This window comes from Archangium sp. (genome assembly GCF_036277355.1).
Classification (GTDB): Bacteria; Myxococcota; Myxococcia; order Myxococcales; family Myxococcaceae; genus Archangium.
In genome coordinates, this window is the sequence record NZ_DASUNC010000209.1 from 1 (window position 1) to 24,745 (window position 24,745).

General features: G+C 69.7%; 17 protein-coding genes and 1 pseudogene. 8 read left to right on the forward strand and 10 right to left on the reverse strand.

Annotation, left to right across the window (positions count from 1 at the left end; genetic code table 11):
• The 7 genes and pseudogenes from VFZ09_RS50810 to VFZ09_RS50840 form a co-directional block, all read left to right on the forward strand.
• Nucleotides 1-753, forward strand: a pseudogene (locus VFZ09_RS50810) (DUF2380 domain-containing protein); the annotation flags it as partial.
• Nucleotides 754-756: 3 nt separating this feature from the next.
• Nucleotides 757-1,227, forward strand: a complete 471-nt coding sequence (locus tag VFZ09_RS50815) for an NUDIX hydrolase (protein WP_329735118.1) — start codon at nucleotides 757-759, stop codon at nucleotides 1,225-1,227.
• Between the two features lie 21 nt (nucleotides 1,228-1,248).
• Nucleotides 1,249-1,719 (forward strand): NUDIX hydrolase, encoded by a 471-nt coding sequence (locus tag VFZ09_RS50820; RefSeq protein ID WP_329735119.1) that lies wholly within the window; start codon nucleotides 1,249-1,251, stop codon nucleotides 1,717-1,719.
• A gap of 98 nt (nucleotides 1,720-1,817) precedes the next feature.
• Nucleotides 1,818-2,288, forward strand: coding sequence for an NUDIX hydrolase (locus tag VFZ09_RS50825; protein WP_329735120.1), 471 nt, complete (start codon nucleotides 1,818-1,820; stop codon nucleotides 2,286-2,288).
• 1,397 nt (nucleotides 2,289-3,685) lie between these two features.
• Nucleotides 3,686-4,513, forward strand: coding sequence for a hypothetical protein (locus tag VFZ09_RS50830; RefSeq protein ID WP_329735121.1), 828 nt, complete (start codon nucleotides 3,686-3,688; stop codon nucleotides 4,511-4,513).
• Nucleotides 4,514-4,854: 341 nt separating this feature from the next.
• On the forward strand, nucleotides 4,855-6,042 hold the full coding sequence (locus VFZ09_RS50835) for a hypothetical protein (RefSeq protein ID WP_329735122.1): 1,188 nt from the start codon (nucleotides 4,855-4,857) through the stop codon (nucleotides 6,040-6,042).
• A 3-nt stretch (nucleotides 6,043-6,045) separates the two neighbouring features.
• The gene (locus VFZ09_RS50840) at nucleotides 6,046-7,023 is read left to right on the forward strand and encodes a hypothetical protein (protein ID WP_329735123.1); all 978 of its coding nucleotides are present in this window, start codon (nucleotides 6,046-6,048) and stop codon (nucleotides 7,021-7,023) included.
• Between the two features lie 16 nt (nucleotides 7,024-7,039).
• On the opposite strand, the gene VFZ09_RS50845 is transcribed toward VFZ09_RS50840, so the two are convergent.
• The 3 genes from VFZ09_RS50845 to VFZ09_RS50855 are packed head-to-tail and all read right to left on the reverse strand — an operon-like array spanning nucleotide 7,040 to nucleotide 9,518.
• On the reverse strand, nucleotides 7,040-8,266 hold the full coding sequence (locus VFZ09_RS50845; protein ID WP_329735124.1) for a PilW family protein: 1,227 nt from the start codon (nucleotides 8,264-8,266) through the stop codon (nucleotides 7,040-7,042).
• Nucleotides 8,267-8,268: 2 nt separating this feature from the next.
• Complete coding sequence (locus VFZ09_RS50850) at nucleotides 8,269-8,838, reverse strand: type IV pilus modification PilV family protein (protein ID WP_329735125.1); 570 nt, start codon at nucleotides 8,836-8,838, stop codon at nucleotides 8,269-8,271.
• Nucleotides 8,839-8,852: 14 nt separating this feature from the next.
• Entirely contained in the window at nucleotides 8,853-9,518 is a 666-nt protein-coding gene (locus VFZ09_RS50855) for a pilus assembly FimT family protein (RefSeq protein ID WP_329735126.1), read from the reverse strand.
• Between the two features lie 402 nt (nucleotides 9,519-9,920).
• On the opposite strand from VFZ09_RS50855, the gene VFZ09_RS50860 reads away from it, so the two are divergent.
• Nucleotides 9,921-11,120, forward strand: coding sequence for a cytochrome P450 (locus VFZ09_RS50860; RefSeq protein ID WP_329735127.1), 1,200 nt, complete (start codon nucleotides 9,921-9,923; stop codon nucleotides 11,118-11,120).
• Nucleotides 11,121-11,183: 63 nt separating this feature from the next.
• Here VFZ09_RS50860 and VFZ09_RS50865 read toward each other — a convergent pair whose 3' ends face one another.
• The 7 genes from VFZ09_RS50865 to VFZ09_RS50895 all read right to left on the reverse strand — a co-directional run bounded on the left by VFZ09_RS50865 (nucleotide 11,184) and on the right by VFZ09_RS50895 (nucleotide 24,499).
• Nucleotides 11,184-14,885 (reverse strand): FG-GAP-like repeat-containing protein, encoded by a 3,702-nt coding sequence (locus VFZ09_RS50865; RefSeq protein WP_329735128.1) that lies wholly within the window; start codon nucleotides 14,883-14,885, stop codon nucleotides 11,184-11,186.
• Nucleotides 14,886-14,988: 103 nt separating this feature from the next.
• Nucleotides 14,989-16,689, reverse strand: coding sequence for a caspase family protein (locus VFZ09_RS50870; RefSeq protein WP_329735129.1), 1,701 nt, complete (start codon nucleotides 16,687-16,689; stop codon nucleotides 14,989-14,991).
• Nucleotides 16,686-17,444 carry a hypothetical protein gene (locus VFZ09_RS50875; protein WP_329735130.1) on the reverse strand — a complete coding sequence of 253 codons (759 nt, stop codon included), beginning with the start codon at nucleotides 17,442-17,444 and terminating at the stop codon, nucleotides 16,686-16,688. The genes VFZ09_RS50870 and VFZ09_RS50875 overlap by 4 nt, the downstream gene beginning before the upstream one ends.
• On the reverse strand, nucleotides 17,441-18,082 hold the full coding sequence (locus tag VFZ09_RS50880; RefSeq protein ID WP_329735131.1) for a sigma-70 family RNA polymerase sigma factor: 642 nt from the start codon (nucleotides 18,080-18,082) through the stop codon (nucleotides 17,441-17,443). Before VFZ09_RS50880 ends, VFZ09_RS50875 begins: the two co-directional genes overlap by 4 nt.
• Nucleotides 18,083-18,178: 96 nt before the next feature.
• On the reverse strand, nucleotides 18,179-21,895 hold the full coding sequence (locus VFZ09_RS50885; protein WP_329735132.1) for an FG-GAP-like repeat-containing protein: 3,717 nt from the start codon (nucleotides 21,893-21,895) through the stop codon (nucleotides 18,179-18,181).
• A gap of 313 nt (nucleotides 21,896-22,208) precedes the next feature.
• The gene (locus VFZ09_RS50890; protein ID WP_329735133.1) at nucleotides 22,209-23,036 is read right to left on the reverse strand and encodes a hypothetical protein; all 828 of its coding nucleotides are present in this window, start codon (nucleotides 23,034-23,036) and stop codon (nucleotides 22,209-22,211) included.
• Nucleotides 23,033-24,499, reverse strand: coding sequence for an AAA family ATPase (locus tag VFZ09_RS50895; RefSeq protein ID WP_329735134.1), 1,467 nt, complete (start codon nucleotides 24,497-24,499; stop codon nucleotides 23,033-23,035). The genes VFZ09_RS50890 and VFZ09_RS50895 overlap by 4 nt, the downstream gene beginning before the upstream one ends.
• Nucleotides 24,500-24,745 lie beyond the last annotated feature (246 nt).

A 24,745-nucleotide genomic window follows, 5' to 3' on the forward strand; every position in this document is an offset into this window, starting at 1 on the left:
GTGGGCCACCTCACGCGCGAGCTCGCCGAGCTCCTCGAGACCATGAACAAGGGGGTGAAGGTCCTCGAGGCGGCGCTGCTGTTGAAGGAGTCCATGGAGGCGCTCACCCTCGTGTCGGCGCTGAAGTTCACCCTGCCCGCGCTGCGCGCGGCGGCGCCCGTCACGCTCGGCGTGGGCCTCGCGGTGGGCCCCAACGGGGTGATGATGGGGACGCGGATGGTGGTGTCCGCCGAGTGGGTGGAGATGATGCGCCAGTTGGTGCGCGCGGGCGTCCTCTCCCTGCCCGCCGTCAGCGCCGCCGTGCGCCTCCAGGCCGGCCACGTGATGATGGCGCAGGGGCACGGCGACCTCCCGAGTGGCGTGCGTGAGGCGCTGGGCGACAGCCCCGAGGTGCGGGGCATGCGCGTGACGGGCAAGACAGGCGCCGGTATGGCCGCGCCCCCGCGTCACCACGTCATGCCCAAGGAGTTCCGCGAGTGGTTCGAGCAGCGCGGCTTCACTGGCGAGCTGAGCATCGAGCGGTTCTGCGTCACGTTGCAGCAGGCCCACCACCAGGCGATTCACGGTGGTGGCGACTGGAAGCAGGGCCGCACGTGGCCGGGTGAATGGAACCAGATGCTCATGGGGGCGCTGCTCAAAGCCGAGTCCAGGGCAGGCCGGATGTTGACGCGGAACACGATCCTGGAGATCGTCGCGGAGCGTATGAGGTTCTATGACATCCCGATGAACTTCGTCCGCTGTCGTGGGAAATGAGCGATGACCGACGGACGCTCCTGGGAGGGTAACTGGAAGGTGCGCTTGTACGAGCGGGTCCGCGAGCGGGGCTACGACTCGCTCACCGCCTTCGCCGAGGCGCGTCCCACCGCTTCGCTGGTGGCGCTGGCCGAGGAGCTGGGGCCGGACGACATCGCGGGCGTGCAGGTGTTCGGCGGACTGTTGGCCGAAGCGGAGCGGCGCAAGCAGGTCACGCGCCTGGTGCGCAGCCTGCTCGTGCGCGAACTGTCTCAGCGTCTCCCCAATGGCTGGCCGACCGTGCTGGACGACGAAAACCGCCTCAAGGTTGCCGTGGCGCTCGGCACGTGGTTTGCCAGTGCTCCTGAAACCCATAAGGAGCGCGTTGACAAGGCAGGCGATTCACTCCTCGCCACGCCGCCGCCGCCCGGTTGGCGTCCGCTCGGGCCGGACGACGAGTTGCTGCTCACGCTCCTCCCTGACGAAGAAGCCTGAGCATCATCACTGGAAGGGACAATGAGCGATGGAGGTGCTTGGGAGGGCAACGTTAGAGCGCGGCTGTATGAGCGGGTTCGCGATCGGGGTTACGACTCGCTCACTGCTTTCGCGAACACCCGCCCTACTGCCTCCTTGGTGGCGCTGGCTGACGAGTTGGGCCCGGACGACATCGCAGGGGTGCAGGTGCTGAGTGGGTTGCTCGCCGAGGCGGAGCAGCGCAAGCAGGTCACTCGCTTCGTGCGTGATGTGCTCGTGCGCATGTTGTCCCAGAGTCTTCCCGATGGGTGGCCGACTGTGCTGGACGATGCCAACCGCTTCAGGGTTGCCAAGGCAATGGGTCGCTGGTTCGCCTACACTCCAGAAACCCACAAGGAGCGCGCTGACAGGGCTGGTGATGCACTCCTGGCCGCGCCGCCGCCGCCCGGTTGGCTCCCGCGCGGGCCTGACGACGAACTGCTGCTCACGCTCCTGCCCGACGAAGAGGTCTGAGTCAATGCTCGCAGAGCCCCGTGGTCGCGCGGCTTGACGACGAGCGCAGGGCAACAGGGGCGCTCATCGCGGTGCGGGTTCATCTCGTGGAGGGGACGATGAGTGACGGACGCGCTTGGGAGGGTAACATCAAAGCACGCTTGTATGAGCGGGTCCGGGAGCGCGGCTTCGATTCGCTCACTGCCTTCGCCGAGGCGCGCCCTGCCGTCCCGCTTCACTTGCTCGCCGAGGAATTGGGCAAGGACGACGTCGCCGGGGTACAGGTCTTGAGTGGACTGCTCGCCGAGGCGGAGCGGCGCAAGCAGGTCACGCGGTTTGTGCGGGACGTTTTCGCGCGCCTGTGGACCGAGAGCGTTCCCGACGGTTGGCCAGCAGTGATGGATGACGAGGCCCGCTTCGCCGTCGCCGAGGCGCTCGGCTGTTGGACTGCCTACACGCCAGAAACACATAAGGAGCGTGTCAAGCAGGCCAGGGCAGCGCTCCGCGCCTCACCACCGCCGCCCGGCTGGCGCCCACTCGGGCCTGACGACGAGTTGCTGCTCACGCTCCTGCCCGACGAAGAAGTCTGAGCTTCACCCCTGGAGAGGACCCTGTGCGAGGGCCATTCCTGGGAGGCTAACGCGCTCACCCTCCCCCCAGGTGGACGGGGGTGAACAGGGAGCGCATCAGCAGGTTCTTGGGAGCGATGGCGCCACGCAGCACGGCGCGAGAGAGGCCACCACCGCACGGGTCGAAGTCCCGCGCGGGCGTGGTGCCCAGATTCTTCAGCGGTCGCCACGTGGGTGGTGCGGCGGGAGCGCGAAGCTCCCGTCGCTCGGGGTCCCGGGCGTGAGCACGTCATCTCCCGGGCGCTGCGTGTCGGCCCGGGTGCTGCGCGCTACCAGGGTGAGCCGTACCTGGCGGATGTTGGCCGGATAGTTCCAGGGCGCCGATGGCGGTGCCGACGAGCCACTCGACGAGGGTGAACCCCAGCTGGGTGGGAAGGGGCGGGCACGCGGAGGAATCCTTGCCCCCGCCGGGCGCGCGTTGCCCAACTCGGACGCGTATCGGCAGCACGTGAGGCGGGCTGACCATCGGATACAAACGGGCCGTGGCGCACGGGAACTCTATGCACGCAAGTGAAGTGGAATCCACGACGTGCGACATGGGGGGGAGGCTAGTGTATGCTGACTGGTGGACTGCCGAGCAGGTCAACCCCGGGGAGCCAAGAGTGAGAGAATTTACTTTCCAGGTTCGCGCACCGGAGCTTCACCTGAGTGACGAGCTTGACCAGATCTCGCAAGGAATGTGGCCGGGCGTCACACCGGTGCGTTCGGTCCGAGTGGATGAGCCGACTGCGACTCTCTTCAGGCCCCATCTTGAAAGCGACTGGGGTTCGCTCTATTCCGCGTTGCCCGATTTTTTCAATCAGTTCGTCAGGGGACGATGGAGGGGAAACGACCAGCAGCACCTTCCCACTACGCTGGTTGGAGACTTCGGAGAGTTCTTGACCGCGTGTGTCCTTCGCACCATGGGCGCAACCCGCGTGGCCCGTGTGATTCGCGCCTCCCATCTACACAGGCCGGATTTTGTTGCCTACTTTCCAGCCCGCCGTGAGGTTCTCGCCATTGAGGTAAAGGCAGGAGCTCTCAATGGGAGCAAATTGGAGGAGGCCACCTGGAATGCGAGCCGGGCTGGACACACGCACCACCTCAACATTTGCTCGCTTCTCCGCAACCGACGTGAGGATGGCATTGAGCAGATCACAGCAATGACTAGCAATCCTGGACGCCGGCGTCCTCCAAGGGGGCATCCGTGGGACCTTGGTTATGCGCGTGTGCCGGCACATCGTACCGCGGTCGCCACGCCGTATTTCATTGATGGTCGCATCTCTCAGGCGGGCCCGCCGTGGGCTCAGCACTCGAAGCCGAAAGCATGCAATGGGCTGCGGTGCAGAGACTGTGTCTTGCCCGGGGCGAGGGGACCCGTGCCTGTGCTGCTGCCTATCTTTTATAACTCCGAGGTCATTCTCAGGCCTCTCCCTCCTCCTGACGACTTGGAGCGCTACGTGGACGCACACGCGCTCGCAGCCAGGGCTGTTTGGACTGGCTCCGAGTCACTGTTTCATTCTGCGTGGATGCAGTTCGTTTCTCTTTTTCATGTGGATAAGGATTTCTATAAGGGGGCTGCTGGCGCGGCTGGTGGTCACCTGTTGGATGTATTGGCTGCGGGTGTCGAAGCGGAGGTTGTCCAGAGCACGCCGCTGCTCTTGAAGGAAGCCGGGCTCACAGGTGAGGTGTTCGAATCCCTGGTGGAGGAGCAACTCCGCGAGGCCGATCCAAAGAGCCAGAGCATGATGGGTACGTCGCGGAGGCCGTCCGTCTCGAAGTTTGAGGCAGACTGGGAGGAATTCTGGCGTACTCGCCCGAAGAAGAAGTCACGAAGTCGGCAGAGGTTGCCTGCCCTCAATCCTGATGGTGGGGGAGCAATTCGCAACTGGGTGAATGAGACTGCGAGCGAGCAATCAACCCAGGAAGCGATCCTGGAGACACCCGGCGCGACCATCTTCTGGCTTCCCGCTGATCCAGACGAGCAAGCTGAGTTCCGAATTGCCTCCGAGACGCCTGACACGACTCGGCGAGTGGTGGATGAGGTGCTCAAACTATTCGGCGGAGGCCGTCCGGGCGCCCAGCGCCTTGAGCTCAGAGTCAGGGACGGCGAAGTGACACTCATTACGGTGCGTGACGGAGCGCTTCTCACGGGTGAGGCGTTCATCAGCGCAGAGGCAACAGCCATCGTGCGAGGCACGCGCTGAACTGTATGAATCGTCTGAGACACTTTGCCCGGATTCGGTGTGACATGCTTCGCCACTATATGAGCGTAGCTCACGCCCCGTTGTGTCTGGCCCTGGCCTTGAATCTCCTGCTGCTGGCCGCCGCATGCTCCTCCTCTCGAGGGTACATGACTCATGGCGAGATACGACAGCCGCAGTCTCCAACTGGTCATGAGTCGCGGGACTCCGACCCAACGAGTACGCTTCCTCGAGCGCAGGCCGCCCGTATCCCTGGCCAGACTCTAGCTGAAGCGCCCAACGAACTGGCGGCCCCCGCCGACAGCTTTCGTCTCTGGCTCCCTCCTCCGCTTCTCAACCCCGCCATGGATGTGCTCACGGTGGACGAGGTCCGTCCCTTCCTGACCGCCTTCGCCTCCCTCTCTCCGCCGTCCCGGGTCCGGTTGCGACTGCTGGAGGTTCCCGGGGCGGAGGGGGCCGGCAAGAGCCCCGCAGAGCCTTGGGAGTCGCGCCTGCGCGAGGAGTTCATCTCCCGCTTCGGTCCGCCGCTGCTGCCACTGCCGGCATCCCTGTCCACGAGTCGCCTCTTCCTGGCCCTTCAACTCGCCCCCCTCTACATGCACGAGGGCATTCGCCAGGCTGCCATCGATCTTTTCACCTCCCAGGCCTTCATCCTCGGTGTCTGTCTGTCGGTCATGGTGTACTTCTCCGCCTGGCTGGCGCCCGAGCCGATTTTCAGCAAGGCATTCGCGGCGGCACTTACCTTTCGCCTGGCCCTGGTGGCTGGCGTGTTGGAGATAGGGCAACTGGCCCTTGCCTGCTTACGCCTGTACCGGGAGTCTGAAGCCTCCACCACCCGCCAGGAGTTGGAAGCCGCTGCCCGGCGTTTCGCCTACTCCATGAGCGGGACCTACCTGAGGGTGTTGGTGACGGTGGCCACTCTGGGCGTGGCCAGGTTCATCCCCCAGGTGCCCGAGGCGGGCATCTGGCGGTTGCTACCGTCGGTGTCCCCCGATGGGCTCGCCGTCGCGCGGTCCGTGACCCACTTGCAGATGGTGGCGGACGGCTCGCTCATCGTCTCTGGCGTAACCGCCAGCGGCGCCACCTGCTCCGCCCTGGCCTGGTGCGCCTCGGCGAGTGCCTCCGGTGGTTCCTCCCCACTCTCCACCCGCTACGGTTCTCCTCATACCCGGCAGAACCCTGCCCACAACGAGGCCATCGAGAAGGAACTGGCCGCCCGGGAAGCCGCCGGACACACCGACTTACGCAAGAACAAGGCCCAAACGAGCGCGGAGGGCTCCCGGCTCTTCGACCAGAATCCGGCCAGCAAGCCGCGCTTCCGTAGACCCGACGTATCCTCCGTGCGGCCCGATGGAACACGACATAATACAAACTATGTCTCTGATCCGAAGGACCTGCAGCGCGAGCTGGAGGCGTTCGAGGCAATGAAGCGAGCGGATCCTGGCGCCATCCACGAGCTGTACATGCCTGACGGCAGGCTGCTCCAGAGATACGTGCCCGCTGGCGTCCACTACCCATCGTCTGGCACGTAGGCAATGACGTCGAAAACAGACACAGCGCGCATGTGGGCCGAGTTGGTGGACGCGGTCGGCGAGGGGGACGAGACGCAGGCCCGGGCGCTGGTGCGTGAGCTCAATGCCCGGCCCCGGCGAGCCCGGGCTCTGCTGGAGGCCATGCTGGACCACGAGGACGCCCGGGTGCGCCAAGCCGGGGCGTTTGGTCTCGGAGAACTCGGTGGTACCGCCAGCGTGCGTCGCCTGGAGAAGCAACTCCAGGTGGAGGAGTCGCGTGGAGGTTACGACGCGGCCTCCGTGATTGAAATCATCACGGAATCGCTGGGACGTATCGCGGACATCTCCGCTCGAGGCGGGCTGCTCCGCCAGCTGGAACGGCTGACGGGGCCGCGGGTTTCTCCTTCAGAGGTCAACACGCTGGCCCGAGCGCTGTGGCGAAGCCGTCACCCGGAACTGAGGCCCGCCGTCCAGCGGGCACTGGATCGCCTGCCGCCAGCAGCGGCTGCCTCCCTGCGCGGACTGTGGGTACTGCTGGAGAAGTCTCCAGGGCAATTGCGCGCCTGGGTCGAGGATGTGCAGGTGCCTGTCGCGCTGAAGGCAGAGGTGCTGCCTGTATTGGAGGAAGAGGTTCCGGATGAGTGGGTGGACGTGCTCCCCGCCTTCATTTCCCTGGCCTGCGCTCAGGCTCCCAGCGCGGTGCCGCAGTTGCGAGGAGACGCGCTCTGCTTCTGCGAGCGCCTGTTCATCCTGCTGATGCTGGACGACAAGCGCCTGCTGATGGCATTGCCAGCCGAGGCCAGAGAGCAGTTGCGCGAGACAGCCCGGACGTTGGTGGCGGCGAAGTCCCTGCGCTGTGCCCTATGGGCCGCGACGGTACTCCAATACGTCGGGCAGCCCGAGGATGTGCTGCTCCTCGAGGCTCATCGTCCCGAGGACGCCACCTTCGCGGAGGTGTTTGACAGGACCATCCAGTCCCTGCGCAGCCCCCCTTCCGGATAGCGCACCGGGTATGGGCTCACCCTCCACCCAGGTGGACGGGCGTGAACTGGGAGCGCATCAGCAGGTTCTTGGGTGCGATGGCGCCGCGCAGCACGGCCCGCGAGAAGCCGCCACCGCGCGGGTCGAAGGCGCGCGCGGGCGTGGTGCCCAGGTTCTCCAGGGGCCGCCACGTGGGCGCGCTGTCGGGGAGCGCGGAGCTGCCGGTGCTCGGGGCCCCAGGGGTGAGCACGTCATCCCCCGGGCGCGCCGTGTCGGCCCGGGTGCTGCGCGCCACCAGCGTGAGCCGCACCTGGCGGATGTTGGCCGGGTGCGAGCCGAGCCGCCGGGGCGAGGAATAGGCATCCTCCAGGCGCGGCCTCTCCAGCTCGGGCGTGGCGATGTGCCACGTCTCGCCCCACGGCACGTCGTCATTCACCCCCACCAGTGGCGGTGGTGTGTCACCCAGGGTGTTGAGGATGTAGGCCACCTGCAACTGCTCGATGCCCACCGCGATGGGCGTGGCGTCCTCGCCGTCGATGGCGCCGTCGTCGTTGATGTCCACTCCCCGGTGCAGCATGAGGTAGGGCGTGGCGCCCGGGGTGGCCGGATCCCCGTCATCGTCGAAGGCCGTGACGTAGAAGCTGTTGCGCTCCACCCGCACCACCACCGGCGGCTCCGTGTCGTGGAAGCACGCCTCCGTGTCCAGCGTGTCCAGCTCGCGGAAGAGCGCGCCCGGCGGCCCCATGGGCGAGTCCACCGGCGCCGGCGCGGTGTCCAGCTTGACGGAGAAGCTCTTCGCGGGCGCCGTCTCGCCCACCGTCACGTAGGCGTAGCGCACCGCGCCGGGGCAGAGCACCAGCAGAATCTCTCCCTTGCGCAGCGGGCGCTGGAGCTCGGTGTCGAAGCGCAGGAAGTCCGTGCCCACCTCGGTGGCGTGGCGGCGGAAGTACAGGTCGCGCGCGTGGACGGTGATGCCGTCCGGGAAGCCCACCCCTCGCGCGTTGCCGTGCGCGTCGAAGGAGTCATAGGCGAGGATGGCCCGGTCCGGGTCCACCCCGTAGCCCGCGTTGCGCACGTGCCGCTCCATGAAGCCCATGGCCTGGCGCACGCTGGACTGCACCGCGCGGCGGCTCGCGTGGGCCTGGTACTGCGAGGCCTGCGAGACGAAGACGAGGCCGATGCCCGTGAGCACCAGCGCGCCGATGGCGGTGCCCACCAGCAGCTCGACGAGGGTGAAGCCACGAGGACGGCGAGGCGCACGCATGCTCAAATCTCCGGAATGGCCGCGGCGCCCCGGCCCATGGCCTGGGGGTTGGCCTTCACCGCCCAGACGTCCACCTGCTTGTACGCCCCCGCCGTGGTGGGAAAGCGCACCATCACCAGGATGCGGCGGGCCTCGGTGTCGCCGTCCGCGTTCTTCACGGGCGCCACCCGCCACGCCACCTCGTAGAGGGAGTCCACGCCGGTGCCACCCCCGGTGCTCACGCTCGCCTGCGCCGCGCCGAGCAGCGGCCGCTCCCCGACGAGCGCCAGCGCATCCGCCAGCTTCACCAGGCCATCCGCCTCCTCGAGGCGCGCGAAGCGCGGGTCCGCCGGAGCGATGGTGCTCTCGTTGGACAGCAGCGTGTGCTCGTAGGGCAGCCGCTCGAAGGCATCCACCAGGTCCCGCGCCACCTTGCTGGCGGTGGACTGGCGCCGGGCGAGCCCGTTCTGCTGGCTGGCCAGCACGTTCATCTGCAGCACGCCGAGCAGGCCGATGGAGAAGATGGCGAGTGCCGCCATGGCCTCGATGAGGCTGAATCCTCGGGCGCCGTGGGCGCGGGGAGTCGGAGACATGGTGACGGTTCCTCCTAGAAGACGCGGATGGCACCGGCCGGCGCGGCGATGACGACCCAGCGCGGCGGGCTGTTCTGGCCGCTGCTCGACTCGGGGGCGAAGGCGATGACACCCCCGGCATCCGTGCCGCCCGTCATCACGCGGACGGTGCCATCGGGAGAGAAGCGGATGACGCCCCGGGTGCCGCCGGTGCCCTCGGTGCAGAAGGTGCATCCCCCCAGCAGCCGGCCCGAGCCAGATGGGGTGAGCGTGATGGCCGAGAAGGGCGCGGGCAGCGCGAGCAGCTCCGTGCGCGGCGCGCCCATGTCCAGGAAGCCCAGGCCGCCCTCGTGGGACAGGCGCAGCTGCTCGTGGCGGACGCCGCCCACGCTGGCCGGGTCGAGCACGTTCTCGCGCGCCCAGTTGAAGGAGCCCACGGCGTCCGCGCGCTCGAGCAGGTACACGCCGAACTCGATGCCGTCGTCATGGAAGACGACGTAGTGGGGCACGCCCATGCTGGTGGCTCGCATCTGTGCGGCGGTGTACAGCGCCCCCACCTCGAAGGCCGCGTTGCTCACGCGCACCCGGGTGGTGCCGTGGAACACCGCGAGGCTCGCGAGCGTGGCCAGGATGCCCACGATGGCGACGACGATGAGCGTTTCGACGAGGGTGAAACCAGCCGAGCGGGACCGGAGGGACACGCGGGAGACTCCTTCCGCCCGGCTGCTTGTGCAAAGCATGGCCCACCCACCCCACGGGGCAGGGTCTCCCTGTCCAAGCCCTTGGAACGAGAGGGAAGCCCGCTCCCTCACGTGACCGCGGGAGTTACCTCGGGCTGACCTTTCTACTGGGAAAGGAATTTCTCTTCCCGGTAACGAATGCACCCCTGCCTGCCCCCGACTCCGGGGCATGCAGGTGAGCCGTCCGGGGTGCGTCAGCCCGCGAAGGGGAAGCGTGAGGAGCTCGTCCGCAGGCCCGCGCCAGCTCGAGAGCACGAGCACCTTCGGCGCGCCGGTGCGGCGGCGGAGCTCGGCGCCGTGGCTGGCCGCGATGGCCCTCCTTGGGGGGGCAGCTCCCCGGCGGAATGCAGTATACGGCCCACCATGAGCCAGCGGCTGAACCTGCTGTCCCCCGAGTTTCGCGAGAATCCCTATCCCTTCTATTCACGGCTGCGCCGCGAGTCCCCGGTGTGCCAGGTGGATCCCCACGGCTTCTGGGCGGTCTCCCGGTACGAGGACATCGTCACGGTGTTCAAGGATCCGGAGCTGTTCTCGTCCTCGGAGATGAAGATCGCCACCCAACCGCCCTGGCTGGGGCGGCGCAATCCGGTCTCGGAGGCGTTGAACCTCGCGGCCCCGCCACAGCATGCCCGGCTGCGCGGCCTCGTCAGCCGCGCCTTCACCCAGTCCATGGTGGGCCGCATGGAGCCGTTCGCGCGCGAGGTCACCTCGCGGCTCGTGGACGCGCTGCCGCGGGGAGAGCCGGTGGATTTCCTCTCCGGGTTCGCCCTGGGCCTGCCCACCAACATCATGGGACTGATGATGGGCGTGGACCCCTCGCTGCAGAAGGAGTTCAAGCGCTGGTCGGATGACATCAGCGGCGTGGTGGTGGTGGCTCCGGACGATGTGGCGCGTCAGGCCGAGGTGCGCAAGACCCTGGATGACATGGAGTCGTACATCCTGGCGCTGATCTCCCGGCGCCGGGCCAGTCCGGGCACGGAGGACCTGGTGACGGATCTCCTCCGGGTGCAGGAGAACGGTGAGCGCCTGACGGACGCGGAGGTCGTCTCCTTCCTCGTGCTGCTGCTGGTGGCCGGCCTGGAGACGACGACGTACCTGCTCAGCCACATGGCGTTGATCCTCGCGCGCAACCCGGAGTGGTTCGAGCGGCTGCGCGGCAACGAGGCGCTCATCAAATCGTTCATCGAGGAGGTGCTGCGCTACGAGCCGCCGAACCACGCCCAGATGCGGGTGACCACCCGGGAGACGACGCTGGGCGGGGTGAAGCTGCCCGCCGGGGCGATGGTGCTGCTGCTGCTGGCCTCGGGTCTGCGGGACGAGAAGTCCTTCCCGGATGCGGAGCGGTTCGATCCGGAGCGGGGCGTCCAGGCCAACCTGGCCTTCGGCCACGGCATCCACTTCTGTCTGGGTGCCCCCCTGGCCCGCATGGAGGCCCGCGTGGCGTTGGGGAAGCTCCTGGGCTCGTTCCGCCGGTTCGAGCTGGCCACGGACCGGGTGCAGTGGATTCAATCCCTGTTCTTCCGCGCGCCCGAGTCCCTTCCCCTGCGCTTCATTCCCCTCTGACCGTCCGCGAACGGAGGAGGGGGCGCACGGCCGGGGTTCCGCGGGCCGTGCGCCGGGCCGTGCTCAACGCTGGAGCAGCAGCGTGCCCTGGGCGTACAGGGGGGCTCCCGTGAGGATGTCCGGACGCCCATCCGCGTTGACGTCGAACACCGCGAGCTCGTGGGCGCCGTTGCGCACCCCGAAAATCCGGGGCGCGGCCAGCCACCCGTACGTATCGCCCCTCATCAGCGACACCGAGTCCATGCCCGGGTTGGCGCACAGCACGTCCCGCTCCCCGTCCCCATCGAAGTCCAGCACGGCGACGGAGAAGCAGTTGCCGCCCGCGGGGTAGCTTCGGCCCGACCACCCCATCCAGCGCCCCCAGCCCGTCAGCACGTGGACGCTGTTGTCGTGGCTGTTGCTGCGCACGATGTCCAGGAAGCCGTCGCCGTTCATGTCCACCAGGACGAGCTGGCCGCCGTACTGGCCCGTGCCCGAGGTCGAGACGTCGATGGGGGGCAGGAAGGTCCCATCGCCCCGGCCCTTGAGCAGCAGCACCCCTCCGCCGGGTGAGTCCTGCAACACGACCAGGTCCAGTGCGCCGTCCTTGTCGAGGTCTCCCAGCGCCAACGCATCCGGATTGGGGCTCGTCGTCACGACCGTGGGGGCGGCGAAGGTGCCGTCGCCCTGGCCGAGCAACAAGCGGACCTCCTGGGTGGAGTAGCCGGGCTCGGGTTGGTACGACACCTGGCAGACGAGGTCCGTCCGCCCATCCCCGTTCACATCGCCGAGGGCGACGTGGCTCGGATTGGCCCCCACGGGGATGTCGGCGGCCGGGCGGAGGGTGCCGTCGCCGTTGCCCAGGAGGAGCCCGAGCTTCATGGCGCCGCCCGTGCCGCGCCGCACCACCACGTCCAGGGCCGCGTCCCCGTCCACGTGGCCCACCGTCAGGCTCCACACCGGGCCTCCCACCGGCACGGGCGTCTGGGCGCGCAGGCCCTCCGGGCCGCCAGCGAGGTGCACCTGGACGCTGTCCGCCACCGGGGTGCTGACGAGGTCCATCTTCCCATCCCCGTTGAAGTCTCCCCGGGCGAGCGCGCCTCCGGGGGCCTCTCCCAGCGACAGGCTCTCGGGGCCGTTGCGCCACACGCGCACGTCCTCGCTGTGGTTCTGGACCGATGCCATGTCCTCCAGGCCGTCCCCGTCGAAGTCACCGGTGATGAGGGAGACGGGGCCGCGTCCCGCGGGCAGCAGCACCGCCGGCTCGAAGCTCCCCGCTCCCTTCCCCCGCAGCACGGCGAGGGCATCCTTCCACTCGAGCGTCACCACCAGATCCTTCAGGCCGTCGCGGTCCAGGTCCATCGCCGCCAGGCCCAGGCCCGTCGAGGTGCCGCTGGTGTCCAGGAGCGTGTCCACGCGCACCGCCGCGGAGAATCCTCCCTGGCCATCTCCCCGGAGGAGGTGGACCTGGACTTCCTTGGAGGTGTCCTTCCGGACGAGCACCAGGTCCTGGTGTCCGTCGCCGTCGAGATCGTCCACCCGGAGGGTGTCGGCCTCGGGAGTGGTGATGTTCCGCGTGCGGAAGGTCCCATCCCCGTTGGACAGCAGGGCGGCGCTTCCCATCCAGCCCCGCCCGATGGCCAGCAGATCCTTCCGGCCGTCCTCGTCGAGGTCCGCCGCCGCGAGCCGGGTATCGGTGGTCACGCTCAACTTGCCGACGAAGCCGCCCAGCGTCCCCTCGCCCGCGTTGGCGAGGATTCCCAGGGAGGGCGCGCTGGAGGAGCCTCCGATGGTGGCCACGTCGAGGCTGCCGTTGCCGTCGAAGTCGGCGAGGACGAGCGAGTCGTCCGGGGTGGTGCTCAAATCGGCGTACGACATGCGGTAGGACACGGGGTCCGCGAAACCGGACCCCTGGCTTCGCGCGACCCACAGGTTCCCGAACCCGTCCGGCCAGACGAGATCCTCCACGCCATCACCATTCAGGTCCCCGGTGGCCAGGCGGTTCAGGTTGTAGCGGAGCGTCTGCCGCAAGGGAGGCTCGAAGCTTCCGTTGCCCAGCCCCAGCAGGAGGGACACGGTATCGTTGGAGTCGGGGGCGACCACCAGGTCCAGATGGCCATCGCCGTTGAAGTCTCCCTTCATGCCGCGGAGGGCCGTGGTGTTCAGGGGTTGGACGGAGTGGGTGGGGAGCCGGACCTCGCAGGGGCGGGCGGCGGCGGGCAGGGTGCGCTCGAGCGTCGCCGAGCCGGGCGGGGTGCCGGGGACGCGGGCGCTCAGGCGCACGCGGACGGTGGCGGCACCGGGCACGTCGAAGCCGCGGTCCCAGAGGAACTGGTGGGTGCTGCCCCCGGGTGAGGTGGGGCGCGCGAGCAGGCCCTCATGGGTGGTGCTGCTGGCCTGGGTGGCGCGAGCGAAGGTGCCGCTGCCGGTGGCATCCACCTCCACGGAGACCTCCGCGCGCACCCCATCCGGCTGGCGCAGGACGTAGGAGACGGTGAGGCAGCCGGCGTTCGAGCCCACCCACTCGAGGTCCGTCACCTCGACGGGCGCGGGGCGGGGACGCACGGTGGCCGAGGACGCGGAGGGGCCGCTGCCCACGGCGTTGGTGGCGGACACGGTGAAGGTGTGGTCCTGGGTGCTGCTCAGGTCCGTGAAGGTGGCGCCGCGCTTCGAGGCGTCCAGCGTCATGCGTGCGCCGGAGGGGGAGACCTCCACCACGTAGCCGGTGAGGCGCCTGCCGCCATCCTCGGCCGGGGGCTCCCACGTCACCGTGGCCGAGCGGGTGCCGGCCGTGACGCTCAGCGCGCGGGGCGGCGAGGGCACGCCGGGGGTGCGCACGGACGCGGAGAGGAGCTTCGGGCCCACGCCCACCTCGTTGCGCGCCGCCACGGAGAAGGCGTACGCGGTGTCGTCCTCCAGCCCGCTGTACAGGACCTCCCGGATCTCCGCCCCCACCTGGAGCGGGACGCCGTCCGGTTCGAGCGTCACCACATAGGCGTCCACGGGCATGCCCCCGGTGCTCGGGGGGACGCTCCAGGTGATGGTGACATGGCGGAGACCCGGGGTGACCTCGACGCTGACGGGCGCGGAGGGCACGGTGGCCGGCACCACATATGCCGAGGTGGGGGAGTCGGGGCCCTCGCCCACGGCGTTGAGGGCGCGCACGGTGAAGGTGGAGGGCTCGCCATTGCTCAGCCCTCCCACCACCACGGAGCGCGCGCTGGCGTCGGCCGTGACGCGCACGCCCTGGGGCTGCGCGGTGACGAGGTAGCCGGTGAGGGGCGAGCCGCCGTCCGAGCCGGGCTCCGTCCAGCTCACGCGCACCTGGCCATCGCCGCGCACCACGGAGGGCCGGGGCGGTGCGCCGGGGACGTCGGGCAGGGTGACGGACTCCGAGCGGCTGGCGAGTCCTCTTCCCACCGCGTTCACCGCGGCCACCGAGAAGCGGTAGGTGGCGCCCGCGCGCAGGCCGGTGACGCGGGCGGTGGTGCCGTCCGCCGTGACGGTCAGGATGGCCTCTGGCGGCTCGGCGCTCACCTGGTAGCCGGTGAGGGCGCTGCCTCCGTCCTTCTCCGGGGGGCTCCAGGAGAGCGTCACCGCGCCCGGCTCGGCGTGGGCCTCCACCGGCCCCGGGGCCGAGGGCACCGTGGGCTTCGTGGGCGGCTCGGTGACGGGCGGTGGGGGGTCGGGCGGCTGGGTGGTGATGGGCTCCAGCTCACAGCCACCCGCGCCCACCAGCAGCGCGAGGAACAACGGAATCAGTCGACGGGACCTGCGTTGGGACACGGCTTCCCCCCTCGGGACGAATCGAAAGGACGGCATCGGTTGTCCTGGATACGGAGGCAGGCCGCGCGCCTGGTCGTCCGCGCCCGTCTTTTTTCGAGGCGGCTCAGTACCCGAGCGCCACTTCGACGCCCGCGAGGGGGTCTCCCCGCTCCCGGCCGTCCGCGGTGAGGAGGTCCACACCGAAGAAGCCGGCCACGCGCACCCGCAGGCGCTCCTGGTGGACCACCATGCCGCCGGACAGGTGGGTGGAGAAGACGGTGGGGTCTCCCTGGGTGGTGCCGGGGTAGTTCACACGCACCAGGCTCCAGCCGCCCGCGGCCTCGATGAACGGCGTGACGGGCCCGGTGCCCTGGAGTCCCACGAGTCCCTGCACGGAGAGCCGCTGCAGGGCCACGTCATCCCGCATCAGGGGCGAGAAGACATACGCGGCGCGCAGTCCGAGCGTGAAGGGCGCGCCGGAGGTGCGCAGCGCCACGCCCGGCCCGGTGACGAAGGGGGACAGCCCGAGCGGGGCGCGCTGGGTGACGAGTCCCGCCTCCCAGGCGAGCACGGGCCGCGGCTCGTCCTGCTGCGCGAGCAGTGCTCCGGCGGCGGAGGAGAAGTCCACCGGGACGAAGGACGAGGTGGCCACGTATTGCTCGTAGAAGCGCCGGTCGAAGGGGATGGCGAAGAGGCCGCGGCGCAGGGCGTCCTCGGCGGGGCCGCGCTCGCGCAGCTCGCGGGGGTTGAGCCGGGGCAGCCCGTTGCCGAGCTGGGCGAGCGTGATGCGGGCCTCGGCGGTGGGGGTGCGCACCCAGTAGGACTCGCGGACGGGCAGGCGCAGGGACACCGCCTGGTGCCCGGCGCGGCGGATGTCCGCGAGCCGCCGGCCCGCCTCGTCCTCCACGGAGATGCGCGCGTGCTCCAGCCCGGCGGGGAGCAGGAGGCTCGGGCCACGGGGCGCGGAGTCCACCAGCGGGCGGCGCGGCTCGCGGGACGGGGCGTAGGCGTGCACGGAGAGGCGGATGGGGATGGCCTTCACCTCCTGGAGCGAGGCGGTGACGAAGGCGGCCAGCTCGCTGTACTCCACCGCGCCGTCGCCGTTGACGTCCGCGCCGCCCATGAGGCCCGAGCGCACCACGTGGCTGAAGACACCGGCGCGCAGACGGGACCACTCGTGCGTCTCGCCGCTGTCGCTCTCGGCGAAGGTGGCGCCCACGTGGGGCCGGGTGGCGAGCTGCTCGCGCTCCAGCACGCCGCGCAGCTCGGCGAGCACCGCCACGTCCGGCTTGCCCCGGCTGCCCACCACGCCCGAGGCCCGGCACGCATCCACCACCACGTGGACGAAGTCCGCCCCGAGCGGGTCCACCAGCCGCGTGTAGAAGGCCGCTCTGTCCAACCGGCCGCCTGGCAGGGTGAAGTAGGCGCGCCCGAGCGCGTCGGTGTTGCCGTGGCCCACGTAGATGAGCAGCACGTCCGTCTGGCGTCCCCGCGCGTGGTCCGCCTGGATGTCCTCGCGCAGGGCGGCCACGGCCCGGGACACCTCCTCGAGGGTGGGAGGCCGCGTGCCGCCGAGCACCGCGGCGTCCGTCTGGCGCGTCTCCTCGTCCGCGTCCACCAGGAGGGTGGTCTCCACGCCGAGCCGCCGCAGCGTCTCCGTCCACAGCACGCCGTCGTCGTCCGCGTAGCGGAGGGGCGGGAGGGACGGGTCATCGCTGGTGTTGTGGGCGATGACGAGCGCCCGGCGCACGGGAGGGGCGGCCGAGGCGAGGGTGGCGAGCAGCAGGGGGGTGGCGAGCACCGCGCCGGAGAGGCGGAGTCTCATGGCGTCACCTCTACCTGAATGGGCAGCCGGAGGACCACGGCCCCCTGGTGCGGCTCGCCGCGCAGGGCCGCGAGCGCCTCCCGGGGCGAGTCCGCGAAGGCGGCGAGGACTTCCACCTCACCGGCGGGCACCTGGAGGGGCAGGGTCGTCTCCAGGGGCTGCTCGGCGCCCGGGCGTCCGGTGACGGAGAAGGGGCCCTCGGTGGCCTCGAGGCGCCGGGTGCGCAGGCCCACCGCGACATGGGAGAGCGGTGCATCCGCTCCCACGGCGAAGGCCAGCTGCGCGCCCGGGGGACACGCCTGGGAGGGCTCCAGCTCGCGCAGGGGCTGTTGCCTCACGGCGCAGAACACGCGCAGCGCGGCCCGTGCGGGACGGCCCGAGCCTCCCCGGGCCTGCCACGTGTCGTCGGCCTCCTTCGGCTGGACGAGCATCACCAGCACCGCGAGGCTCGCGGCCGCGAGCATGCCTCCGGCCAGGGAGAGCGAGGGCCAACGGGAGCGCGAGGCCTCCGGCTCCGCCGCCGCGAGGGCCGCCGCGAGTCCGGTGTCCGCGAGCACGGCCAGCTCGGTGCCGGCGGGGGTGTGCGGGTCGCCGTGCTCCAGCAGCCGCGAGGCCCGGACGAGCCGCTCGTAGGAAGCGCCGCACCGCTCGCAGGCGTGGGCGTGCCGGAGCAGGCGGGCGGACTGGCGCGGGGACAGGGTGCCCTCGGCCCACCGCGCCAGCAGGCCGTCCACGTGGGGGTCGAACCAGCTCATGGGACTCTCTCCATTCCGGCCAGGGGGACGTCCAACCAACCCCGGGCCAGCAGGTGCTCGGTGAATCGCGTACGCAGGTGGCGCTCCCTCACCCGGACTTCTCCGCGGGTGAGCTGGAGGCGCGCGGCGGCGGCCTCCTGGGAGAGGCCCTCCATGAATCGCAGCTGGGCCAGTGCCCGGGCCTCTTCGGGCAGCGCCTCGAGGAACTGACGCACCAGGGTGCGCACCTCGGCCTGCAGGGCCTGCTCCTCGGGGCCGTGCTCCTCGGTGGGCGCGTGGGCGAGCTCGGGCGCGTCGTCGAGCGGCACGGCCTCGCGGGCGATGCGGCCCGAGGCCCGCAGGAGGTCCACGGCGGTGGAGCGCGCCAGCGTCAGGAGGAAGCCGAGGTAGGGGCGCACCCCGTCATAGGCCTGGCGCATGGCGGGCCGGAAGGCGCGGACGAAGGTCTCCTGATGCGCCGCGTCGAGGTCCAGGGCGCCGAGGGAGACACTGTGGACGCTGGAGCCGGAGCGGACGGAGAAGCGCCGGGCGAGGTAGCGGGCCACCTGGGGCGAGTAGGTGCGATACACCCGTGTGAGGGTGGCGCGGTCCCCGTCCCGGAAGGCCTGCAGCACACTCCGGTCTTCTCCTGGCAGCACGTGTCTCCCACTCCCTTTTTCTTCCATACGGAGCGAGCCCGCCAGCCGGGTCGTCCGGTCCGAAGAAAAATCTCCCGCTCCTGGCGAAGGGCCGGGTCAGCGCTGGAGCAACAGCGTGCTCCGGGCCTCTCCGGAGGTCCCCAGGACGATGTCCGGGCGCCCATCCGCGTTCACGTCGAGCACCCCCAGCCCGACGGCGCCGAAGCGCACCGCGAAGATCTGGGGCTCGGCGAGCTGACCGTAGGGCTTCCCCCTCAGCAGCGACACCGAGTCCGAGCCCGGGTTGGAGCACAGCACGTCCTTTCGCCCGTCCCCATCGAAGTCCAGCACGGAGAAGGAGGAGCAGTTGCCGCCCGCGGGGTAGCTCCAGCCACTCCAGCTCCCCCAGGTCGTGGCGGTGTACGTGGTCAGCACGTAGACGTTGCCATCGCCGCTGCGCACGAGGTCCGGGACGCCGTCCCCGCTCATGTCCGTCAGGACGAGGTGGCCGCCGAGCTGGCCCGCCTTGTCCGTGGTGAGCACGGGAGGCAGGAAGGTGCCATCCCCCTGGCCCTTGAGCGTCAGCACCCCGCCCCCGGAGGACGTCTGCGCCACGGCCAGGTCCAGGACTCCGTCCCTGTTGAGGTCTCCCAACGCGAGGGCGCCCGGACTGGGGCTCGTGGTCACGAGCGCGGCGGGGCCGAAGGTGCCCGCCCCCTGGCCGAGCAGCACGCGGACCTCGTCCGTGGAGAAGCCGGGCTCGATGAAGCGCCTCACCTGAAAGGCGAGGTCCATCCGTCCATCCCCATTCACATCCCCGAGGGCGGCGTGGAGGGCCTGGGCCCCCACGGAGATGGGCGTGCCGGTGCGGAAGGTGCCGTCGCCATTGCCCAGCAGGAGCTCGACGGTCTTGATGGCGCTCTCGCCGCTGAGCACCACCACGTCCAGGGCCGAGTCCTCATCCACGTGGCCCACGACCATGCGGTACACCCCGCTTCCCACGGGCATGGGCGGCAGGTCCCTCAGGCCCTCCGGGCCACCGGCGAGGTGCACCTGGACGGTCTTCGCCGCCGGGCCACTGAGGAGGTCCATCTTCCCATCCCCGTTGAAGTCTCCCTGGGCGAGGGGGCCGGTGGGGCCCTCGGGCAGCGACAGGGCCTCGGGGCCACTGCGCCAGACGCGCACGTCCCAGCTGAAGGACTGGACCGTCGCCAGGTCGTCCCTGCCGTCCCCGTCGAAGTCGCCCGCCGTGGCGGAGATGGAGACACGTCCCGAGGGCAGCATCCGCGCGGGCGCGAAGCCGTCCGCGCCCCGGCTCCGCAGCACGGCGACGGTGTAATTGTACTCCATGTCGTACAGCCCCACGGCCAGGTCCTTCAGGCCGTCGTGGTCCATGTCCACCGCCGTCAGGGCCAGGGGCCACGTGCCGAGGCTGATGTCCGGGAGCGAGTCCACGAGCACCGCCGCGGAGAAGCCTCCCTGGCCATCTCCCCGGAGCAGGTGGACCTGGACGCGGCTGGCGGAGCCGTCCTTCCAGGCGAGCACCAGGTCCGTATGGCCGTCGCCGTCGACATCTCCCACCGTGAGGGCGTGGCTCCCTGCGGTGGTGGGGATGGAGGGAAGGGCGGGGGAGAGGGACCGCTGGCGGAAGGTGCCATCCCCGTTGGACAGCAGGGCGGAGCTTCCGAACCAGTTGCGGCCGATGGCCAGCAGATCCATCCGGCCATCCTCGTCGAGGTCGGCCACCTCGAGGAGGGCATCCCTCGGCACGTACGCCTTGGGGGTGAAGCCGCGCAGCGTGCCGTCGCCCGCGTTGGCGAGGATGCCCAGGAAGGGGAAGGGGGAGCCGGAGCCGCCCAGGGTGGCCACATCGGGGCTGCCGTTGCCGTCGAAGTCGGCGATGGCGATGGGGCGGGTCGAGGTGTCGCTCAGACTGGAGGACCCGAGGGGGTAGGAGACGGGCTCGCCGAACCGGCGCATGACCCACAGGGAGCCGGAGGAGGTGTCCATCCAGAGCAGCTCGTCCAGACCATCGCCATCCAGGTCCCCGGCGCTCAGGCGCTTCAGGCTGCCACGGAACTTCCGCGCGAAGGGGGACCGGAAGAAGCTCCCGTTGCCGAGCCCCTCCAGGAGGGAGAGGGTGTCGCCGGAGTCGGGGACGACCACCAGGTCCAGCCTTCCATCCCCGTTGAAGTCTCCGCTCACGCTCGTGGAGGGCGTGGCGGTGAGGAGCTGGACGCTGCTGGTGGGCAGGCGGAGCTCGCAACGGCTGGCGGGAGCGGGCAGGGTGCGCTCGAGCGTCGCCGAGCCGGGCGGGGTGCCGGGGACGCGGGCGCTCAGCCGGACGCGGACGGTGGCGGCGCCGGGCACGTCGAGGCTCCGGTTCCAGCGGAAGCGATGGGGAAGGCCCTCGGGAGAGGAGGAGCGAGCGTGCGTGCCCTCATGCGTGAACGAGCCGTCTTCGGCGAGGGCGCTGGCCTGGGTGGCGGTTGCGAAGGAGCCGCTGCCCGAGGATTCCACCTCCACGGAGACGTCGGCGCGCACGCCGTCGGGCTGGCGCAGGGAGTAGGAGACGGTGAGGCAGCCGGCATCCGAGGTGTCGAGCTGGAGGTCCGTCACCTCGACGGGAGCGGGAAGGGGACGCACGGCGGCCGGGGGCGAGGCGGTGGCACCAGGGCCCACGGCGTTGGTGGCGGACACGGAGAAGGAGTGGACCCGGGTGCTGGTGAGGCCGGTGAAGGTGGCGCTGCGCGTCGAGGCGTCCACGGTGATGCGGGCGCCGGAGGGAGAGGACTCCACCACGTAGCCGGTGAGGGGCCTGCCGCCGTCCTCGGCCGGGGCCTCCCACGTCACCGTGGCCGAGCGGGCACCCGTCGTGACGCTCACCGCGCCGGGCTGCGAGGGCACGCCGGGGGTGTGCACGGACGCGGAGGGGAGTCCCGGGCCCTCGCCGACCTCGTTACGAGCCACGACGGTGAAGGTGTACGCGGTGCCGTTCTCCAGCCCGCTGAAGGTGACGCCGTGGGCGTCGGCGTCCACCTCGCGAGAGGCGCCGCCCGGCGAGGCCGTCACCACGTAGCTTTGCACGGACAGGCCGCCGGTGCTCGCGGGGGCGCTCCAGGTGATGGTGGCCTGGCGGATGTCGGCGGTGGCCTCGACGCGGGTGGGCGCGGAGGGCACGGTGGCCGGCACCACGGCAGGTGAGGCGGGAGAGTCGGGGCCCTCGCCCACTGCGTTGAGGGCGCGCACGGTGAAGGTGGAGGGCTCGCCATTGTGCAGTCCTTCCACCACCACGGAGCGCGCGCTGGCGTCGGCCGTGACGCGCAGGCCCTGGGGCTGCGCGGTGACGAGGTAGCCGGTGAGGGGCGAGCGCCCATCCGAGTCGGGCTCCGTCCAGCTCACGCGCACCTGACCATCGCCGCGTACGACGGACGGCTGGGGCGGAGCGCCGGGGATGTCGGGCAGGGTGACGGACTCGGAGAGGGTGGCGGGGCCTTCACCCGCCTTGTTCACCGCGGCCACGGAGAAGCGGTAGGTGGCGCCGGCGCGCAGGCCGGTGACGCGGGCGGTGGCGCCGGTCACCGAGACGGCCAGGGAGGCCTCTTGCGGCTCGCCGTGCACCCGGTAGCCGGTGAGGGCAGTGCCTCCGTCATTCTCTGGAGGGCTCCAGGAGAGCGTCACCGTGCCCGGCTCGGCGTGCGCCTGGACGGGCCCCGGGGCCGAGGGGGCCGTGGGCGGAGGCGTGGGGGGCTCGGTGGTGATGGGCTTCAGGTCATCGCAACCACCCGCGCCCACCAGGAGGGCGAGGAACAACGGAATCAGTCGACGGGACACACCACGGGACACGGCTTCCCCCCTCGGGGCGAATCGAAAGGACGGCATCGGTTGTCCTGGATACGGAGCGAGCCCGTGAGGCTGGTCGTCTGGTATTTCTTTTTTCCCATGGCGGCCTACCGCATCGACGCGAGGACGGACATCGCGTGCGTGGGAATCTGGGACGCGGGCCTACCCCCCGTGAAACACGCCACCGAGGGGGAGGCGCTGGAGGCGAGCGGAGGGTCCGCTTCCCGGAGGCTCCGTGGAGTTGGACGACACGCCCGGGGCCTGACGCCCTCCGTGCCGATGTCCAGCTCGTTGGGGCGCGGGCCTACCCGGGAGTCGTCAGCCCTGGGGTGGGGGCTGCTCTGACGGGCGGCCTCGGCAGGTCGAGGCCCCATCGCCCCCGGACGTCCACTGGGACGAAGTGGTCGATGGCATCGAACGACAGCGCGATGAAGGGCATTCGGGGCGTGAGGAACGCGCGGACGCGCCGCCACGTCGAGCGGATGAGGTCCACGTCCTGGCGCGCGATGGCTTCATGGGTCGCGTCGGTGCGTGGCTTCACATGGTCGTTCACATGGGTGTCGTAGAGCGTCAGGAGATCCGCCCGGTCGAGTTTCAGGATCTCGATCGTTCGCTGGCCACGCCTGCTTCCGTTTCGCCCGACCGGTTGCCAGTGGCTGCCATCGAAGACGAACTGGATCAACTCGACGGGGTCCTCAGCGCAGGGGTCGATGAGGGTCGGCAGCTCCTTGCCGGGCGGCTGCTCCTCGGGGACGAGCGGCACACTGCCTGCTTCGAGTGGGAACAGGTCCTTCTTGGCGGAGCGGTTGCAGATGGCGCAGCTGAAGAGGAGGTTCTCCCATGTCCAGGCGAGCCACCAGTAACCCTTATCGACCGTTCCATTCTGTCGATCGGCACGTGCCTTGGGTCTGAAGTGCTCGACATCGCTGTAGTCGCACTGGACCTGATGCTCGCAGTAGCAGCACCGCATCAACTGCCGCGTCCAGAGCTCCCGCTTCACCACCGCATACGCTTGCCCGATTGCATCGGAATCGAGCGTGCCCGAGGCGTTCATCGAGCGTACGCGGTGCAACTCCGCGGTACGAACCGGAGCGAGGTCGGTGGGCTCGGGGCCCCGCTCGATGCGGATCACGGCATGTCCCTCGGCACCGGCGGCAGTCCCAGGTCGAGGCCCGCCTCGGTGAGCTTCTTCTGCAAGCGGAGCATCTCGGCGTCTTCCTCATCGGTGCGCGTCGGATCGCTCGAGAGGTACGTATAGCGCCGCAGTTCGTCTCCGAGGTCGCTCGGGTAGAGCTTCTGGATGTTGAAGAAGCTCGAGTAGATCTCACTGCCCGTCATCAACCTGGGCGAGGCGGGGGGCGCCTCGGCGACGACATCGCCGTTCTCGTTCAGGCGGAGCATGACGATCTCGTGCCGCTCGAGCGCGGGCAGGAGCATGGGCGAGTGGGTCGTCACGATGAACTGCATGCGCGGAAACACGCGCTTGAGCACGGGGACGAGCCGCACCTGCCAGGTCGGATGGAGGTGGAGGTCGAGCTCGTCGATGAGCACCATGCCCTCCATGTCCTCAAGGGGGACGGCCTCACCGATGTCGAGGTACATCTGGCCGATGAGGTCGGCGATCCACGCGATGGTGGACTGGTAGCCCTGGGAGAGCCAGGTGGCGGGTACCTTCGTCTTCTGGCCGGAGAACGCGAACTCGAAGCTGTGTGACCTGACCAAGTCTCCCGGCTGCGTCACGCCGCCTCTACCGCGCAACTCGACAGCATCCACATGGGGCAGGAGGTGGTTGTCGACGAACACCTTCTCGAGCGCCGCGATGAAGGGCTCGAAACGAGGCGTGTCCGCGAACTGGTTGGCGAAACCCGTGCCGACGAGTGGCGCCTTCCCGAAGAGCGGCTCGAGCCGGTTGAGGATGCGGTCCTTCAACTCGGACACGCTGAGGGGGACCGGCAGTTGGCGCTGCGTGCCGTAACCCGCGACGAACCAACCGGGAAAGGATTTCGCACGGGCCTCGATCATGGGGCTCCGGTGCGCGAGTACGCGGTCGAGCATCTGGGACAAGGATGCGCGGTCGTCACCCTTCAACTCTCCTACCTCCAACTGGAGATGCTCAAGCAACTCATGGTAGGAGCCAAGGAGCGCATTTCTCGTTTCGACAACATGCCAGGTGAATTCGCGAATGGACTCCAGCGCTCCGGTCGGAGCGAACCAGGAGTCTCCCGAGAAGGTCGACTGCTCGGGCTCGATACGCACAACGCTTCGTAGGCGCGGCGCGCGTTCGCCCTCAACGGACACCTTGGATTTTGGGAAGAGACGCCACTTCTCCAATCGGGTCCCGAATTCGAAGTCGGCACCCACCTGCACGGTTTCACCCGCTCGTCTCACGTCGGGCAGCGAGGGGACGTCCGCCAACTGGTTGGCCCGGTCGGGGCCACTTGCTGCCAAGGCGATCGCTTGAAGCAACGTCGTCTTGCAGGCCCCGTTTTCCGCGACGAACACAGTCCACATGCGCGGCTTGTCCTCGTGAGTGAAGTCGAGGACGAGGTCCCGCATGAGCTTCATGTTCTTCACGTGCAGCCGGGTGATGTACATGCGTCCCTCCGGCCGCTCTTCTAGCGCCCTTGCGCCCTGGGAGGCCGATAAATGAACGGAGCCGCCCGCCGCTGAACGGCACGCGCCTCGACGTCCACGGGGTCAACGAACTTGTCCAACTGTTGGAGTGCGCCAGGCGAAGCCTGGGTGAGGAGGAAGCGATGTAGGAGCGGAAACTTCACGAAGGGACCCTGCGGGTTCAAACCCCGCCCGGCAAAGGAGGCCGCCAGCCGGAAGCGAGTCTTG

Bases quoted from the DNA above. Each gene is read 5' to 3' on its own strand.
- VFZ09_RS50845 (WP_329735124.1), bottom strand. From the start codon at position 8,266: ATGCGTGCGCCTCGCCGTCCTCGTGGCTTCACCCTCGTCGAGCTGCTG.
- VFZ09_RS50850 (WP_329735125.1), bottom strand. From the start codon at position 8,838: ATGTCTCCGACTCCCCGCGCCCACGGCGCCCGAGGATTCAGCCTCATC.
- VFZ09_RS50825 (WP_329735120.1), top strand. From the start codon at position 1,818: ATGAGTGACGGACGCGCTTGGGAGGGTAACATCAAAGCACGCTTGTAT.
- VFZ09_RS50860 (WP_329735127.1), top strand. From the start codon at position 9,921: ATGAGCCAGCGGCTGAACCTGCTGTCCCCCGAGTTTCGCGAGAATCCC.
- VFZ09_RS50820 (WP_329735119.1), top strand. From the start codon at position 1,249: ATGAGCGATGGAGGTGCTTGGGAGGGCAACGTTAGAGCGCGGCTGTAT.
- VFZ09_RS50875 (WP_329735130.1), bottom strand. From the start codon at position 17,444: ATGAGCTGGTTCGACCCCCACGTGGACGGCCTGCTGGCGCGGTGGGCC.
- VFZ09_RS50895 (WP_329735134.1), bottom strand. From the start codon at position 24,499: ATGTACATCACCCGGCTGCACGTGAAGAACATGAAGCTCATGCGGGAC.
- VFZ09_RS50815 (WP_329735118.1), top strand. From the start codon at position 757: ATGACCGACGGACGCTCCTGGGAGGGTAACTGGAAGGTGCGCTTGTAC.
- VFZ09_RS50870 (WP_329735129.1), bottom strand. From the start codon at position 16,689: ATGAGACTCCGCCTCTCCGGCGCGGTGCTCGCCACCCCCCTGCTGCTC.
- VFZ09_RS50840 (WP_329735123.1), top strand. From the start codon at position 6,046: ATGACGTCGAAAACAGACACAGCGCGCATGTGGGCCGAGTTGGTGGAC.
- VFZ09_RS50835 (WP_329735122.1), top strand. From the start codon at position 4,855: ATGGATGTGCTCACGGTGGACGAGGTCCGTCCCTTCCTGACCGCCTTC.